At 45.2% G+C, this 17,157-nt stretch carries 15 protein-coding genes; 8 read left to right on the top strand and 7 right to left on the bottom strand.

The features are described 5' to 3' along the window. Window positions 1–6 precede the first annotated feature (6 nt). Window positions 7–1,560 (bottom strand): M28 family metallopeptidase, encoded by a 1,554-nt coding sequence (locus IEY67_RS18765; RefSeq protein ID WP_183670836.1) that lies wholly within the window; start codon window positions 1,558–1,560, stop codon window positions 7–9. Window positions 1,561–1,720: 160 nt separating this feature from the next. On the opposite strand from IEY67_RS18765, the gene IEY67_RS18770 reads away from it, so the two are divergent. The 4 genes from IEY67_RS18770 to IEY67_RS18785 are packed head-to-tail and all read left to right on the top strand — an operon-like array spanning window position 1,721 to window position 7,624. Then, the gene (locus IEY67_RS18770) at window positions 1,721–2,059 is read left to right on the top strand and encodes a DUF8478 family putative metalloprotein (protein ID WP_221267787.1); all 339 of its coding nucleotides are present in this window, start codon (window positions 1,721–1,723) and stop codon (window positions 2,057–2,059) included. 46 nt (window positions 2,060–2,105) lie between these two features. Beyond that, on the top strand, window positions 2,106–3,215 hold the full coding sequence (locus IEY67_RS18775) for an efflux RND transporter periplasmic adaptor subunit (RefSeq protein WP_183670834.1): 1,110 nt from the start codon (window positions 2,106–2,108) through the stop codon (window positions 3,213–3,215). A gap of 5 nt (window positions 3,216–3,220) precedes the next feature. Further along, window positions 3,221–6,331 carry an efflux RND transporter permease subunit gene (locus IEY67_RS18780; RefSeq protein ID WP_183670832.1) on the top strand — a complete coding sequence of 1,037 codons (3,111 nt, stop codon included), beginning with the start codon at window positions 3,221–3,223 and terminating at the stop codon, window positions 6,329–6,331. A 36-nt stretch (window positions 6,332–6,367) separates the two neighbouring features. Then, window positions 6,368–7,624, top strand: a complete 1,257-nt coding sequence (locus tag IEY67_RS18785; RefSeq protein ID WP_122374046.1) for a TolC family protein — start codon at window positions 6,368–6,370, stop codon at window positions 7,622–7,624. Window positions 7,625–7,671: 47 nt separating this feature from the next. On the opposite strand, the gene IEY67_RS18790 is transcribed toward IEY67_RS18785, so the two are convergent. The 4 genes from IEY67_RS18790 to IEY67_RS18805 are packed head-to-tail and all read right to left on the bottom strand — an operon-like array spanning window position 7,672 to window position 8,920. Further along, the gene (locus IEY67_RS18790; RefSeq protein ID WP_183670830.1) at window positions 7,672–7,986 is read right to left on the bottom strand and encodes a type II toxin-antitoxin system RelE/ParE family toxin; all 315 of its coding nucleotides are present in this window, start codon (window positions 7,984–7,986) and stop codon (window positions 7,672–7,674) included. After that, window positions 7,980–8,237, bottom strand: coding sequence for a hypothetical protein (locus IEY67_RS18795; protein WP_183670828.1), 258 nt, complete (start codon window positions 8,235–8,237; stop codon window positions 7,980–7,982). The genes IEY67_RS18790 and IEY67_RS18795 overlap by 7 nt, the downstream gene beginning before the upstream one ends. Window positions 8,238–8,297: 60 nt before the next feature. Continuing rightward, a complete protein-coding gene (locus IEY67_RS18800; protein WP_183670826.1) occupies window positions 8,298–8,612 on the bottom strand; it encodes a type II toxin-antitoxin system RelE/ParE family toxin in 315 nt (104 codons plus the stop codon). Then, entirely contained in the window at window positions 8,597–8,920 is a 324-nt protein-coding gene (locus tag IEY67_RS18805; protein ID WP_183670824.1) for a hypothetical protein, read from the bottom strand. Before IEY67_RS18805 ends, IEY67_RS18800 begins: the two co-directional genes overlap by 16 nt. 90 nt (window positions 8,921–9,010) lie before the next feature. Between IEY67_RS18805 and IEY67_RS18810 the strand changes: the two genes are divergently transcribed. From IEY67_RS18810 to IEY67_RS18825, 4 genes are read left to right on the top strand one after another with little or no spacing between them, the layout of a single operon-like run. Further along, window positions 9,011–9,787 carry an EFR1 family ferrodoxin gene (locus IEY67_RS18810; RefSeq protein WP_183670822.1) on the top strand — a complete coding sequence of 259 codons (777 nt, stop codon included), beginning with the start codon at window positions 9,011–9,013 and terminating at the stop codon, window positions 9,785–9,787. An 11-nt stretch (window positions 9,788–9,798) separates the two neighbouring features. Next, the gene (locus tag IEY67_RS18815; RefSeq protein WP_122374049.1) at window positions 9,799–10,782 is read left to right on the top strand and encodes a TlpA disulfide reductase family protein; all 984 of its coding nucleotides are present in this window, start codon (window positions 9,799–9,801) and stop codon (window positions 10,780–10,782) included. A 2-nt stretch (window positions 10,783–10,784) separates the two neighbouring features. Then, window positions 10,785–11,411 (top strand): hypothetical protein, encoded by a 627-nt coding sequence (locus IEY67_RS18820; protein WP_183670820.1) that lies wholly within the window; start codon window positions 10,785–10,787, stop codon window positions 11,409–11,411. Window positions 11,412–11,460: 49 nt separating this feature from the next. Next, window positions 11,461–12,330: a TIGR01777 family oxidoreductase gene (locus tag IEY67_RS18825; protein WP_229801130.1), complete on the top strand. Its 870-nt coding sequence runs from the start codon at window positions 11,461–11,463 to the stop codon at window positions 12,328–12,330. A 718-nt stretch (window positions 12,331–13,048) separates the two neighbouring features. Here IEY67_RS18825 and IEY67_RS18830 read toward each other — a convergent pair. After that, window positions 13,049–16,429, bottom strand: a complete 3,381-nt coding sequence (locus IEY67_RS18830) for a glycoside hydrolase family 2 TIM barrel-domain containing protein (RefSeq protein WP_183670818.1) — start codon at window positions 16,427–16,429, stop codon at window positions 13,049–13,051. A 98-nt stretch (window positions 16,430–16,527) separates the two neighbouring features. Next, entirely contained in the window at window positions 16,528–17,082 is a 555-nt protein-coding gene (locus IEY67_RS18835; protein ID WP_122352946.1) for a DUF3332 domain-containing protein, read from the bottom strand. Window positions 17,083–17,157: the final 75 nt, after the last annotated feature.

Consider the following 17,157-nt stretch of genomic DNA (forward strand, 5'->3'; position numbering starts at 1 on the left):
TTTCTTTTATTCTTCTTTAATATATAATCCTTCGCGTGACAATTGATGGTCGAGGTTAGCTACTCCCAGTCCGACGATAGCCATAACAGTCGCTGCATGTTCCTGGTATTCAGGAATGCTCTTAGTGTATAAGTCACGTTCCGTATGCCATATTTCATCGTAGCTGAAGTTGTACCCTTTTATATCCTTTTCCATAAAGCCTATGGTCGGAACACCTTCGATAGCGAAGACTGAAGCATCCGTACCACCCGGTGTTTTCGGTTGTTTGCGGGGAGCTGCTTCTTTGACTTCGAACGGATATTCCGGATCGATCTTTTGGATAGGTTCGCATATCTTTACAAAATCATCATACATTGCTTTAGGTACACTGATCCCGACCGGAGGAGTAGGACCGCCATCACGGTTGAAGAGGTTGGATATCTTTTCCAGTTTCTTCGGATTCCCTTTCACCCAGGCTGTAGCACCCAGCAGACCAAATTCTTCACCGGCAAAGGCACAGAATAGCATGGTACGTTTGGGTTTGGCTCCGGAAGTAGCGACCAGGCGGGCTGCTTCCATAACAGGAGTAACACCCGAACCATCGTCTACACCGCCTGTTCCCACATCAAAAGAGTCGAGGTGGCCGCTTAACATAACATATTCTCCGGGATATTTGCTTCCTTTGATGGAACCTATTACATTGTAATATTTTACCGGTCCCAGACGGAAATGGTTACGTATATCGAATTCGAGCATGAAAGAACGGCGTTCTTTTACCATCTGTTTAATGGTGGCATATTGATGTTCATCTAGCTTAATATCGGGAACTGTCGGGAGTTTTTCTATTGTCATTTCCTGATCGAATACGACGTTCTTATCATAAAGTGCACGGAGTGGAACAGGAGCCGATTGGATAAAGCCTAAGACACCAGCTTCGCACATCTCCTTGTAGAAAAGAGCGGGCTCTTCTTCGTTGAGAGGTAGCAATGAGGTGTTCTTTTTATTTTCCCAATTATCTCTCATAATCTCCTGGTTCTTTTGAGCAATTGTGTTGTTTTCTGCAATGGTACCGGCACGCTGATAGTCGGCTACTTCCGAGGTGTTGATAGGCCAGCCGTTACTTTTACCGTTTACCAATACCCAGGCACCTTTCAACTGGCCTTTCATCCGGTCGAACTCGGCTTGTGTAAGAGGTTCCATCAAGACGTGTCCCCGTTGGAGACCTTTTGTGCCGGAGGTGTAGGAGGGGGTAACAAAGTGCAGATCCATGCCATTCTCGCCGAGTAGCTTGCCGAACCACGGTCCGCGGTTGAAGCCTATCGGCAGTGTGCCAGCTTCCTGCAGTTCAACTTCCAGTCCCCATTCTTTGAACTTGGAGGCTACCCATTCGGTGGCGTTGTCGTACGCATCGGAGCCGATCGGGCGTCCGCCGAAACGGTTGGTCAGAATATCCAGATGGTTCATGACCCGGTTGTCCGTTCGTGCGGTTTCTATGATTTTGTTTACGGTGGCATCCTGTGCCGGAAGAGATGATATGGTCATACAGGCCATGGTCGCAAAGAGAAGTATAGTCCTTTTCATATCAGTGTTTGTTTTAAGTATTACAAATTAATGGATAAAATCAACGTGTACCAAATGAAATACGGGAAATAATAACAGAATCGTTACACATTTGTAAAAGTATTACCAAAATAAATAGATACCTTTGTAACCAAATCGGGAGCGTGTGAAATCAATCTGTATGGCTATAGCGAAATATCTGCTGGTAGTACTCTTTATGAGTTACTATGTAGGTGGTACTGCGTTTACCCATACCCATTATTTCCCGACCTATTCTATTACCCATTCCCATCCCTTCCTGCCGGGAGCGGACGGTTTGCCTCATCATACACATAGCTCGACTGCTTTCAATACGATCCAGGAATTGGATGATATTATGTTGGAAGCCGCTGCCTTGTGTTTTGCATTGGCAACAGCTTGGGTACTTCTTGCCGTGTTTATTCAACAACACAAGTATATAACCCCTGTACGTCTTGTACGTAACATCAATCTTCGTGCCCCTCCTTTCTGTATTAAATAATTTACCAGTAACGAAAAACAGAATTATTTAATACAAGAAAATCAATATGAAACAATTACTATTACTATTGCTTCCGGCAATGGTATTATGTTCCTGTAACCATAATAAACAGGACGATGAGGTTGCTATTGCTGTAACTTTGCATGGCGACACGATACAAATAGGGGATAAATCACCTATCTTATCCCGGTTGAAAACCGACGTTGTAAAGAAAGAATCTTACCGCCTGGAGTTTACCACTTCCGGTGTCGTGAAGGCTATTCCGTCCAATTATGCGGAGATCGCTTCTCCTTTTGCCGGACGTATATCCAAATCATTCGTACGCCTGGGACAGAAGGTAATACCCGGAAGTCCGGTTTTTGAGATAAGTTCGCCGGATTTCTTTGAAACAGGGAAGGCATATTACCAGGCCAAGCAAGAGATGGAACTGGCTCTGAAAAGCCTGAAACGTGAAAAGGACCTGTTGCAGAACAAAGTCGGCGTACAGAAAGAACTGGAGGAGGCGGAAGTCAATTACGAACTGAAGAAAAAAGATTATGAGAATGCGGTAGCCGCCCTGAAGGTGTTCCAGATAGAGCCGGACGAACTGGTGCTGGGACAACCTCTGATCGTTCGTTCACCGATAGCAGGTGAGATCGTGACCGACCGTATCGTGATCGGCCAGTATATCAAGGAAGATGCCGAACCGGTGGCGGTGATAGCTAACCTGAGTAAAGTATGGGTCGCTGCCCATGTGAAAGAAAAGGATATGGGGATGATACAGGCACTCGACAGTGTTGAAGTCCGTTTGCTGGCTATGCCTGACCAGCCGTTTTCAGGAAAGATCTATCATGTCAGTGAAATGCTGGACGAAGACACCCGTTCGGTAGAGGTTTTGATCGAATGTGATAACAGTTCGCGTCTGATGAAACCGGCTATGTATGGGACGGTCAAATTGTGCGACCGCAGTACGGAGGTGATCCGTATCCCGACTTCGGCTATTCTGCAGGAAGAGGAGAGTGCTTATGTTTTGCTTGCTCTGGGTAATAATTGTTACCGGAAACAGAAAGTTTCTACTTCTGTTACGGAAGACGGCAAGACGGTGATTCTTTCCGGACTGACACCCGGAGATACGATTGTAAGTACGGGAGCTTTTTATTTACTTGATGCCCGGTAGATCCTATGAAGAAGATAATTTATATGGCGATACATCGGCGGGGTCTGATGTTCGTGCTATTCCTGTTTCTTGCCGTAGTAGGATATTATTCGTGGACGAACCTGGCGATTGACGCCTATCCGGATATTGCCGATACCACCGTACAGGTTGTAACACAGGTTCCCGGACTGGCTGCCGAAGAGATCGAACAACAGATCAGTATCCCTATCGAGAGGGCGATGAACGGCATGCCGGGGCTGAATGTGATGCGAAGTAAGAATACCTTCGGACTGTCTACTGTCGTGCTGGTGTTCGACGACGGTATCGACGATTACTGGGCACGCCAGCGTGTGCAGGAACGTCTGGTCGACGTGGAACTACCTTACGATGCGGTTCCGGGATTGAACCCGCTGACTTCACCTACCGGCGAGATTTTCCGGTATGTACTGGAAAGTGACCGGCTGGATCTGCGTGAGCTGACCGACCTGCATAAGTGGGTGATCATTCCCCGTTTGAAACAAGTGACAGGGGTTGCCGATGTCAGTAACTATGGCGGTATTACTACACAGTATCAGATAGAAGTGAATCCACATAAGATGGAACAATATAATGTGACATTGGGCGATATCACCGAGAAGATCGAAAAAAATAACGTAAATGCCGGCGGCAGCATGTTGAGTCGGGGCGACCTGAGTTACGTGATCCGTGGTATCGGTCTGGTAAAAGACCTGACAGACCTGGGGCGTATTGTTATCAAAACCGAGAATGGTATACCTGTCTATCTCGACGATCTGGGAACATTGAAGTACGGGAATCTGGAACGCAAGGGCGTACTGGGTTTCTTCGACGGCGTGCGTGATCATTCGGATGGTGTGGAAGGTATTGTTCAGATGCTTCGCGGCGAGAATCCGTCTAAGGTGCTGGAAGGTGTGCATCTGGCTGTGGACGAACTGAATAATGAGACCCTACCTGAAGGAACCCGCCTGCATGTCTTTATGGATCGTACGAATTTGGTTGATATGACCTTGCATACCGTATCCCACACACTGTTCGAGGGAATGGTGCTGGTGGTGTTGGTTCTGATCCTGTTTTTAGGGAACTGGCGTGGCGCTTTATTGGTAGCACTTACCATTCCGTTATCCTTGTTGATCGCCTTTATCCTGATGCACCTGACGGATATTCCTGCCAACCTGCTTTCGTTGGGTGCTATCGATTTCGGTATTTTGGTGGACGGAGCGATCGTGATGATGGAAACTATCCTGAAGAAGCGCGAACGGCATCCGGACGAGATACTGACTGAAGATTCCATCCTGCGCCGTACGACAGAAGTTGCCCGTCCGATCTTTTTCTCTACATTAATTATCATAACGGCTTATCTTCCCCTGTTTGCTTTCGAACATATCGAAAAAAAACTGTTTACGCCGATGGCTTACACCGTAGGATATGCTTTGTTGGGTGCTCTGGCTGTCGCTTTGTTCCTGATACCGGGACTGGCTTTTTATGCTTATCGCAAACCGCGTAAGATATATCATAACCGCTGGCTGGAGAAGTTGGGAGAGATCTATCACAGACAGATCGTCGCTTTGCTGGATAAACCTAAGCGGGTATTACTGCCGTTATTGGTTATACTGGTTGCTGCCGGTGTCTTGAGTTATACGGTTGGAAAAGACTTCCTGCCGCCGCTTGATGAAGGAGCTATCTGGATTCAGGTGCAGTTGCCTCCGGGTATTTCGATCGAGAAGTCGAAAGAGATGGGAGCGGAGTTGCGTAAAGCGGTGAAACAGTTTGATGAAGTCTCTTATGTAATGACCCAGGTAGGTCGTGATGATGAGGGAGCAGAGGCTTTCTCTCTTTCCCATATCGAATGCGGAGTAGGTCTGAAACCCTACGACACCTGGAAGTTCGGCAAGACAAAGGCAGACCTGATCGAGGAAATGTCGGAAACGTTGTCGACCATGCCCGGCTATACTGTCAGCTTCTCGCAACCGATCATCGATATGGTAATGGACCAGATAGCCGGTGCCCATAGTGACCTGGCAATCAAAGTCTATGGCGATGATATTACCGATACCCGCCATATAGCCGACAAAGTGGTAAATGTACTGCGTGCGATTCCCGGAGCTGCTGACGTAGCTATTGACCAGGAACCGCCGTTACCTCAGTTGCAAATAGTCGCCGACCGTGACCGTATCGCGCAATACGGACTGAACTTTTCCGATGTAGCCGATATGATCGAGCTGGCGATCGGAGGAAAGGCTATCTCACAGATATTTGTCGGAAGCAAAAGTTACGACGTGATCTGCCGTTTTGACGATGCCAGTCGTGATACGCCCGAAAGTATCGGTAATCTGTTGCTTACTAACGGGGCAGGAGCGAAGATACCGCTTTCGCAGGTGGCAGAGGTGAAAATGACAACCGGTGCCAGTACCATTTCCCGTGAGATGAACAAACGCCATCTGACTATCCATATCAACCTGCGTGGCGTTGACCTGACCGAGTTTCTGAATAAGGCGAACCGGCTGATCGACAAAGAGGTATCCTATAATCATGATACCGTTCATCTGCAATGGGCAGGACAGTTCGAGAATCAGAACCGTGCCTATAAACGTTTGGCGGCAGTCGTGCCTCTGGCTTTAGGTATCATGCTGTTGTTGCTGTTTGCCGCCTGTGGAAAGTTCCGTCAGGCAGCTTTGATGATGTGCGTGGTTCCTTTGGCTCTTTTCGGCGGCATGTTGGCGTTGAATGTGCGGGGGATGACGCTGAATGTGTCTTCTGCCGTCGGTTTTATTGCGTTGATCGGTGTGGCGATTCAGAATGGTGTGATTATGATCTCCCATATCAATAACCTGCGTAGCCGCGACCGGGGTTTCAAGCAGTCCATTATTACCGGGGCGAAACACCGTTTCCGTCCGATCCTGATGACGGCAACGGTAGCTGTATTGGGATTGTTACCAGCTTCCTTGAGTACAGGTATCGGTTCCGATGTGCAGCGTCCGCTGGCAACGGTGATTGTCTATGGGCTGCTGTTTGCGACCGTTATTACGCTTTATGTACTTCCTGCTTTGTATTATCTGGTGGAAAAGCACTATTTAGATGAAGATGCGGGAGCTGTTAATTCGGAAGAGCCGACAGCTTAAATAAATTAGAAATTGCAGATAAAAAGAATAAAAGATATGCGACAATATATTACTATGTGCCTGCTTGCCGGAAGTTTGGCAGGGAGTGCCCAGCAGATGGTTCCCCTCTCTTACCGCAATTATATGGAGAAGGTAACGGAAGGGAACCTGGAGTATGCAGCCGAACGTCTGAATATGGATGTTTCCGAAGCGGAGGTCGTTGCTTCGAAAGTCTTCAACGACCCGAACCTTTCCGTATCGTATTTCAATAATGAGAACGGAAGCTTGCAGATGGGAGAAGGAGTAGAGGTAGAACTGAGCAAAACGTTTTCTTTCGGGAAACGGGGAGCGAATATAGCCCTTGCCCGGAGTGAAAGTGAATTGACAAAGGCGCTCCTTGCCGATTACTTCCGCAACCTGCGTGCCGATGCTACGGTCTCTTACCTGGAGGCGTTGAAACAATATGAATTGTATAAGGTGAAGCAGAATGCTTATGAGAATATCCGCCAGTTGGCGGAAAGTGACAGTGTTCGTTTCACTTTAGGGAAGATTATGGAGATCGATGCTACGCAAAGCCGTCTGGAGGCTGGTATCCTGAAGAATGAATTATTACAGGCGGAAACTGATTTGCATAACGCTTTCTCTAATCTGAACCTGCTGACCGGTTCGGTTGCCCGGGATACCTTATATATTCCGGAGGCTTCGCTGCATCTGTCATCCCGCGATTTTGTGCTTGCCGACCTGATCTCTACTGCTTCCATCAACCGTGCCGATCTGGTGGCTGCCCTGAAGAATAAGGAAGTAGCTGCCCGTGCCCTGAAAGTGACACGGCGGGAACGGAATACGGATGTAGACCTTTCCATCGCTGTAAGCAAGAATGCCCGGGTACATAATGAAGAAGCTCCGGCTCCTCCCTTTACGGGGGTGACAGCGGGGATCGCTATTCCCCTGAAGTTTTCCAACTTTAATAAAGGGGCGGTGCGTGCAGCCCGTTTCCGTGAACAGCAGGCGGAAACGCAGTATCAGCAGGCTTTATTACAGGTACAGACGGAAGTGATGCAGGCTTACCGCAGTTATCAGTCTTTGACGGTGCAGGTCAGTCATTATGAGAATGGCATGCTTCATGCAGCCCAGGAAGTGATCGACGGGAAGATCTATAGCTATAACCGGGGAGAAGTCTCCCTGCTGGAGGTCCTGGATGCCCAACGGACGTATGATGATGTGCAGGCACAATATATAGAGACTTTGTTCAATTATTGTACAGCGCTTGTGGAGTTAGAGAAGAGTGCCGGGGTTTGGGATGTGGAGATGTAAAGTATATAATAAAGAATCCCCGGTATTTGCTTTCCGGGGATTTCTTTTTATGAATTGATCAAGCTCTTCAATTTCTCGGGAGCTTGTCTGGTATCAAATACAGTAATAATACGTATCGTATTTTTATCAATCCAGTAGACTATTTTATAGTTTCCTTCGATAATAGAGCGAAAGCCTTCAGGTTCATTTACTAACGCAGTTTCTATCTTACCTAGATAAGGTTGATTGATCAATCGTTGTGCCGTTTGCTGAATTTGCAGGATAATAGACATAGCAACAGTCTCACTTGCTATGTCTTTGTAATATAGTTTGATATTCTTTAATTGTTTCCTGGCACAAGTAGTCCATGCCAGTTTTACCATTTTTTCATCTCTTCAGTTAAATCTTCATCCGAAATGCAACGTCCATACAGAACATCTTCTCTTGCTTCTCTGACACATGAGGTTAATTCTTCTTCAGATACAGCCCAAGGATATGGTTTACTTTTAGATGTAAGTTTCCTTTGCTGTAAAGTTTTTGCATAATTCTCCAACTCTGTAAACTCCTCTTCACTCATCGAGAGGATGAACTCGGTGAAACATTGTTTCCGTAAATTTAATTCCATTGTAGTCATAATATTTCTTATTTGGTTTACTAGCATGACAAATATAAGGTATTAATTCTGAATTATATTTTATATTCCAGTTATTTCTTTCAACTTGTCCGGTGACTGTCTGCAATCGAATATATGAGCTATGTAAATAATCTCTCTGTCAATCCAGTAAATAATTTTATAATATCCGACAACAAGTGAGCGATAACAAACAGGACAACTTTCCAGCAATGGCTCTACAAAACCTAATTGGGAATTTGTTTCCAGTAAGTCTACAGAAGCCATAAGTAACTGGATGAGCTTAGTTGTATATGGTTGGCTTAGGGGAGTGTAGAAGCGTGCAATTTGTTTAATATCGGACTGCGAAGTTAATACCCATCTTATTCTTTTAGCCATGCTTCCATTTCTTTATGCATTTCCTCATTACTGATACATTCGCCGTTTTGTGCTTCCTGATAAGCTTTGTTGACTGTTGCTATCAGTTCCTCTTGTGTAAAACGATGTCCGTACCGAGTATTGAATTTGGGTTCTGCTAATGTATTGTTATCATTTGCAGGGATAGAATATGCCTTATTTGAATGAATGTTAGATCTGCTTTTTCTTTCTTCAATACATTTTTCGATCTCGTAAATTACTTCTTCATCAGAAGAGCCGACGAGTTCAATAAGATTTTGTTTCCGTAAATTTAATTCCGTTGTATTCATAATTGCTTGCTTTAGGTTTTCTTATCTGACAAAGATAAGGCATTAATTCTGAATTATATTTACATTTGTAACCAAATAAGAAATACACGTATGATATTTTACTTTTCAGGAACCGGGAACTCCCGTTGGGTTGCGAATGCTTTGGGCATTGCTTTGGGAGAGCCTGTTGTTTCGATAGCAGAGGAGTTAAAAACAGGTAAAAAGGAATTTGTCTGTCCGCTCAGGGAAGACGAGAAAGTGCTGTTCGTTTACCCGGTGCATTCCTGGGGACCAGCTGTTCCTGTAACTCGCTTTATCTCTGGTTTGAAGCTGACCGGATACGATAAACAACCGGTTTATTCTATCTCAACCTGTGGCGACGAATGTGGCTATACGGATGATATAATGCGGAAAGTACTGAAAAAGAAAGGTCTTATACTGACCGATAGTTACTCTGTCATTATGCCGAACAATTATATCCTGTTACCGGGTTTCGATGTCGATAGCAAAGAGGTGGAACAAGAGAAACTGAAAGACGCCCCTTCGGCTGTCGATGCTATTGTTGCCGCTATTCGGGATGGTAAAAACGTTAATTTATACAAGAAAGGAAGCCTGCCGGGACTGAAAAGCTACTGGATATATCCTCTTTTTACTAACTTTGCCATAGGGAAGAATTCTTTTCGGGTGACGGATGACTGTATCTCATGCGGCCTGTGTGAGCGGGTTTGTCCGACCGGAACGATTACGCTGACCGGCGGGAGACCTGTCTGGTCTGATACCTGTGTACAATGTGTCGCTTGTATCCATCGCTGTCCGGTTCGTGCCATCGAATATGGTAAGATTACCCTGAAGAAAGGAAGATATCATCATCCCGATACTAAACAATAAACAAAGCAAAAATGAAGCAATTTGTAATGATGGTTATGGCGTTGTTCCTGTTGGCTAGCTGTCAGGAAACACCCAAAGGTTATGTAATAAACGGAGTAGTGGAGAATATGCCTGATGGCAAGATCTATCTGAAATCCTTCCGTAATAAAATGTTCTTTGATGTGGATACAGCCGAGATCAAGGATGGTAAATTTACCTTCAAAGGTGAAGTAGACCAGCCTCTGTTGTATGGTCTGGCTACCGAGGATATGAATTATCCGGTACAACTCTTTGTTGAGAACACTACTATGGATGTAACGATCGGTAATGACGGTGAGACAATTATCGTTCAGAATTCTCCTGTTAATGTGATTTTCCAGGAGAACCAGAGCAAGGTCTTTGAGAACGGGTTCGATATCGATAGCCTGATCAGCAAATATCCTGACTCTCCGGCTGCCGTTTTCTATCTGTACCGTTACTTTACGTATCAGCTACCGCTGGATCAGTTGAAGGCTACTCGTTCCAAAATCTCTCCGGCTTTGGCTAACTGTCCTTATGTGAAGGATCTGGATGGCATCATCGGTCAATTGGAAAACGTACAGATCGGTAAGACGGCACCTGAGTTCTCTTTACCGGATACGGCTGGAGTAGCTGTTTCCTTGTCCGACTTCCGTGGTAAATATGTTTTGTTGGACTTCTGGGCATCCTGGTGTCCTCCTTGCCGTCGCGAGAATCCGAATGTCGTGAAAGCATTCCAGGATTACAAGGATAAGAATTTCACGATCATCGGTATTTCCCTGGATAATAATAAAGATAAATGGCTGAAGGCCATTGCTGATGATAACCTGACCTGGACGCATGTATCCGACCTGAAATACTGGGATTCGGAAATACCGGCCTTGTATGGTGTCCGTGGCATTCCGGCTAATGTTTTGCTGGATCCTGACGGTGTGATCATTGCCAAGAATATCACAGGTGAAGAATTGCATAATACTTTAAAAGATGTAATCAAATAAGCATGAAACGAAATCTGCTTATATCCTTTTTCTGCCTTCTCTGCCTGTGGGTTTCCGCTGCGGAGAAGGTTGATTTTGATAAAGCCGTCCGTACGGCTGTCGAACGGCAGATGCAGGCTTATCCGAAATCGACGCTGAAAGATCTGTATAAGAATTTCTTTCAGGATAAGTTCGGTCCCGGACATATTATCAGCGATACGACTGCTGCCGGAAATTATTTGCGCCGTGAAATGGCTTCTTATACGGAAACAGAAGGTGAACTGGCAGAGCCGACCGGTTGGGAAGGCAACTTCTACCGGGTAAACCTGTCCGTCATAAAGAACGGGCAAATTCCTTACCAGACCTTTTTTGATGCATTTATCCGTAGTGTGAACGGAATCCGGCCTGTGACCGTTGCCGAATGGCAAAAAGAATGGAACCGGATTGAAGCAATTATCCGTTCGATGGAGCTTACCTTGCCGGACTATGAAAGTGATAGGAAAGAGATCGACGACCGTTTGAACCGGGGTGAATATGTCGGTCATCACAGTAAAGTGTTCGAAGATACTTACTCTCCGCATTACCGTATCATCAGTAAAGATATTTTTGAACAAGAATTACAACCTTTAATACAATTGTCATCCAATTAGTTACAACAAACAATCAATCCTTCTTGTTTTATTATTGAATAATAAATAGATGAAGAAGGAGATGAGAATTGCAATCAGCGGTAATTCAGGTTTTATAGGACGGCATCTGACAGAGTTTTTATCTGTCGGAGGAAATGTTGTTGTCCCTTTGAAACATTCGATGTTCCGTTCGAGGTCGGATGAGAAACTGAGGCAGGCACTGACCGGATGCAATGTCGTAATCAATCTGGCGGGAGCTACTATCAACCAGCGCTGGACCCGGAAAGCCAAGCGTAAAATACTGAACAGCCGTATCCATACGACCCGGCGATTGGTTTCGATCATCAATGGGATGGAGGTGAAGCCGGAAGTGTTCATCTCTGCTTCTGCCGTCGGTATTTATCCGGATAAGGGTATTTATTCGGAGAGCAGTACGTCGGAAGGAACGGGTTTCCTGGCTGATGTCTGTATCCGTTGGGAAGATGAGGCGCAGAAGTTATCGAGAGATATCCGGCTGGTTATTGCACGTTTCGGGGTTGTTCTGGCGAAAGACGGAGGCGCGTTGCCTAAGATGTTGTTGCCGTTCCGTTTCTTTGTCGGCGGAAAGATTGCTTCCGGAAAACAAGGGTTCTCCTGGATACATATAGAAGATGTTTTGCATGCCATTCAGTTTATTATCGATCATAAGGATTTGTCGGGAATCGTGAATCTCGTTGCTCCCCAACCTTTGACAAACCGGGCTTTTACAAAAGTTACCGCCGAGGTGATGCATCGTCCGGCATGGTTGACTATTCCCCGGAAAGTTTTCCAATATGTATATGGGGAAGGTGCGGAGGTGGTCACCAAAGGACAGCAGGCTTATCCTGCCCGGCTACTTTCTGCCGGGTATATATTCCGTTATTCGGATATACGGCTGGCTTTATATAGTTTCATGATGTGATCTTAAACATATCAACAAAAGTTTTTCACAATAATTTCTTCATTCCTTCATCTGCTACGTAATTTGCTGATTATTAATCTTTATAGATGAAGGTATTTAATTAAGATGAAGGATGCTTCCTTTATTTTTGATTTTTTTTTATTCATAGATGATATTATTCGATGCTGTAAAAGGAGTAGGTTTCTTTCGAAGGATTGTCTGTAAACTTATAGTATTCTAGCATACATCCGGTAATCTCTTAGGTCCGTTATTATATCTCTTTTTCTGTTTCCCATTTGTCGGACGCTTGTTTGACAGTTGGCAAACGCTTGGAAGACTGCTGTCGAATAAGCGTTCGACAGATGACAAACAATAGAAAGTTAATAACTTTCGGAGTAATAAGTAATTAGTTCTTTACTTGTTGTTTGTTATTTAGATGCTACTCTTTGCCGAACAGATTCAACCGGAATAGTACTGACTTTAAGCAGAAATATGAAGTGTTTTTCCAAAAGAAAGATCATAACCTTCATGCTGTCCCAAAATCATTCATTGTAATATATCGGTAATCAATCGATTAAGCTACAGATGAAGGAATGAAGAAATTATTTTGAAAAACTTTTGTTGTGTTGATGTGTCCCGTTTATTCACAGATGAGGTTTGGCTTTACATTGTAGATATGGCAAATAAAAAAGCGGCCCCATTAATCGGAGACCGCTTTCCTGTTTATATTGGCACTTATTTATTTGTAGCTATAACCCGCTTTCTTTTGTGCACTGTTCGCATTTGAAGCCGGGATTAAAGTGAAGCCCCACTTGTATTCCTGGTCGGCAGGTAAAGTGTATTCAGGTTCCGGACGAGAATACCAGCTGTCATAACCGGCTAATCCCTGTTGTTTCAGGTCGACACATACTTCTACGAAGTTACGCGGAGTAATATCGTTGATGTGTGTCTGGCGAGGTTTGTCGTACGGGCCGAGGTTCGGACGGTTGTCGATCTCTTCCTGTGTGAAGTTGTTCCACTGGTACGGACGGTTGGTAGTCTTTCCGGCATCGAAATCTTCCACGGAATTACGCATCGCATTAAATTCCATTTTATCGTCGGCAACGATCAACAAGTTCTTGCCTTTGCCGCCTAAAGTGATCCAGCGGGTATCGCAATGATGACCGTTTTCCTGCGGACGAACATAGGGGAAATACTGCTCTTCAGCCGTACTCTTATACTGTCCGATCATGTAACCGGCTTTACGGTCCCAATAATTTTCCAGCGGACCGCGTCCGAAGTATTCCAGCTGATCCATCGTAACCGGCAGACGGAAACGAACACCGATACGGGGAACGACCATCTTGTCGCGACCGCTTACCTTATCACGACCCGGGGAGAATGTTGCCGTGGCAGTTGCTTCGGAAATACCGATCTTCACGCCATCCAGATGAGCCGGAGTGAAATGAGTAGCTACATTCATAACACCGTCAGGATAGATCTTGTAAGTGATCAGGAACTGGTTGCCGGCCGGTAATTTATAATCGACGTTTACGATCGCATTACCGTCGACGATCTCGGCAGAAGCATTCGTCACGTTGAAGTTGCGGCTGGATAGTTCCCATATTTCCAAACGTTTCGGGTCACCGCTTCCGTAGTCGTTATCGTTAGGTGCACGCCAGAAGTTCGGCTGGATACCGAAACCTTCGTTGAAATATTCTGTTCCGCCTACTTTATAAGAAGTAACGACACCAGCTTTTTTATCGAATACGAAGTTGACTTTAGAAGAAGCTACTTTTACATTATCTCCCTCTTCAGATACAGTCAGTTTAGGACCACCTGCCTTATAAGCTACCTTTTCGGCTTCGATAGGCAAACGGAACTGATCCTGTGCGATATCGTAACCTGCCGGAATAACACCTTCCTGTTTTGTGGAAGTAACGACAAAGTCAACCAGATAATCGGTACCGGCCTGTGGTTTCAAATCGGCTACAGGAACAGTGATTTCCTGTGAAGCCTGCGGAGCCAGGTCGAGTGAAACTTTATTACTCTTGATTACTTTGTTGTTGGCCTTTACGGTATAGGTGATCATATAATCTTTCAGGTTGGTGAAGTAGAAACGGTTTGTGATCTTGAATACACCGGTTGCTGCATTAACAGCTTCGAAACCGACATTCTGATGCGTAAATTTCACTTCTGCTATTGCCGGATGCGGGGTACGGTCCGGATTGACGAGGCCGTTGCAAAGGAAGTTTCCGTCGCTGGGCATATCTTTACCGAAGTCACCGCCATAAGCATAATACTCTTTTCCGTTTTCGTCTTTTACAAGAATACCCTGATCTACCCAGTCCCAGATCCAGCCACCCTGAAGGTTCGGATATTTGTAGATAGCTTTCCACTGTCCCCAAAGGTTACCTGTCGAGTTACCCATTGCGTGAGCATATTCGGACGGAGCAACCGGACGGTCGCTGCCTTTTGCACCGATCTCTTCCAGCCATCCGGCACTCGGATACTGAGGAACATACATATCCGTATTCCATTCCCAAAGGGCACGTTCGTAGTTGACCGGACGGTCCATCAAACCTTTTTCTTTGTTTTTCAGGTAAAGGTAAGTCTGATAGAAGTTATATCCGTTACCGGCTTCGTTACCCAGCGACCAGATAGTTACTGACGGGTAGTTCTTGTTACGTTCATACATATTCATTGTACGATCCATGTGCGGCAACAGCCATTCCGGGTTGTTACCCAGTGAACCGCCTTTGCTCAGGCTGTAATACATACCGTGCGATTCGACATTTGCTTCATCATACACATACAATCCGTATTCGTCGCAAAGCTCATAGAACCGGCGGTCCTGTGGGTAGTGGCACAAACGAACCGAGTTGATGTTGTTCTTTTTCATCAGTTCGAAGTCTTTACGCATCAGTTCCTCTGTCACATAATGACCGGTCAGGGGATTGTGTTCGTGGATATTCACCCCTTTGAACTTGATCGGTTGTCCGTTGAACAACAGTACGGTGTACGGTTTGCCGTTACCTGCGATCTGGTCAATCGGTTTGATCTCGATGCGGCGGAAACCGACGTTGTACGGGATAACTTCGGTTACTTTACCATCTTCCTTTACAGTCATCAATAACTTGTAAAGGTTCGGATGTTCGGCACTCCAGGTAGCTACGTCATTTAAATTTTTTTCAAAAGAGGCAGTCTTGATGCTGTTAGCTCCGACCCACAGCTTATTATCTGCTGTGGCAACAGTCTGACCTTTTGTATCCAGCAGTTCGTAAGATACGGTGATGTCTTTTGCTTCTTTCGTATGGTTTTTGATGTCTACAGCCAGATTGAAGATACCATTCTTGTACGTATCGTCCAGGGTAGAGATCACGCGGAAATCATTTACCGCAATCTTGGGCTGTGACCACAGGAATACGTCACGTTCAATACCGCTGATACGCCAGAAGTCCTGGCATTCCAGATAAGAACCGGTACTCCATCTGAATATCTTCAGTGTCAATACATTTTTTCCCGGTTGCAGATAGTTATTGATCAGGAACTCTGCCGGGTTCTTGGAGTCTTCACTATAACCTACTTCTTTTCCGTTGACATACACATAAACTCCCGATTTTGCTCCGGAGATATGCAGATACACATCGCGTCCGTCCCAGTTTGCCGGGATCTCGAAGTCGCGGCGGTAAACACCTACCGGATTTGTTTCTGGTAATAGCGGAGGTTGCGGATTACGTGGTTTGAATTCATAGCCATGGTTGGTATAGATGGCTGTACCATGTCCCTGAAGTTCCCAGTTTCCCGGTACGGTAATATCATCCCAGGAAGCTGTGCTGGTGGATGGGTCAGTGATATTTGCCGGAAGATCCTTGTATGAATCTACAAAATAGAATTTCCAGGTTCCGTTCAGTAATGAATAGTAGGGACTCTTTTCAAAACTGGAAGTGAGAGCTGTCGAACGGTCGCCATACGTCATGAACGAGCTGCGCGGCAGTTCTTTGTTTACGGCAACGACCTGAATGTCCTGCCAGTACGGCTTCGTATCCGGGGAGGCTGTCGCATGAGCAGCAAAAGCAGTACCCAGAAGGAAGCAACCGAATGCTCCGGTGAGCATTGCTTTCTTAATCGAGTGTTTCATTTGTATTTATTTAGGTTGGTAGTATCTTATTGAAAATGGGAGGCCGGTAATTATATGTACATACCAATTACCAGTCTCCCATTTTAAGTGTTGTATTTTTATTTAGCAGCGTAATAAGAGTAGCCTTCAACTACCTGACGGAATGCCAGAACGCCTGCCTGATTCAATTCTACGTTCATTTCTTTACCGTCCGGCAAATACATGACCACTTCGTCGTTATCAGTAAACTTTAACAGTTTAGTCGCTTCGCCATCGGCTTCCACGCTCCAGCTCTTGTCTGTTTCGTTGAATACAAGGTCGATTGCTTTTTCTTCACCTTCTTTTTGGATATGATATCCGTCTTTCTTGGTTTCGACAGTATATACACCGTCTTTTCCGTTGATTGTCTTTACGGTTCCTGCATCTGCAACAGGATTGTTTCCGCTCCAGAATTCGATAGAGTTCAGAACCAGTATATCTGCAAGAGCTGAGATTTCATAAACGGGGACAATCCAGAAAGCGATAAATACTAATTCGTTGACGAACTTACTGTCGATATTTCTGTTCCAATCCAATAGTTTGTTTGTCAAGCCGAATGATCCGATGCAAGATGAAAATAGAACACTGCTGGCCAAGGTTGTAGCCACTAATAATGTTAAACTTTTTTTCTTCATGAATTTTAAATTATTTGTAGTTAATTTGGGGCGAAGATAATAATAATTTTGTTTCCCAACTTACTGTTTCTTTAT

Source organism: Parabacteroides faecis (assembly GCF_014647375.1).
In the GTDB taxonomy this organism is placed as follows: domain Bacteria; phylum Bacteroidota; class Bacteroidia; order Bacteroidales; family Tannerellaceae; genus Parabacteroides; species Parabacteroides faecis.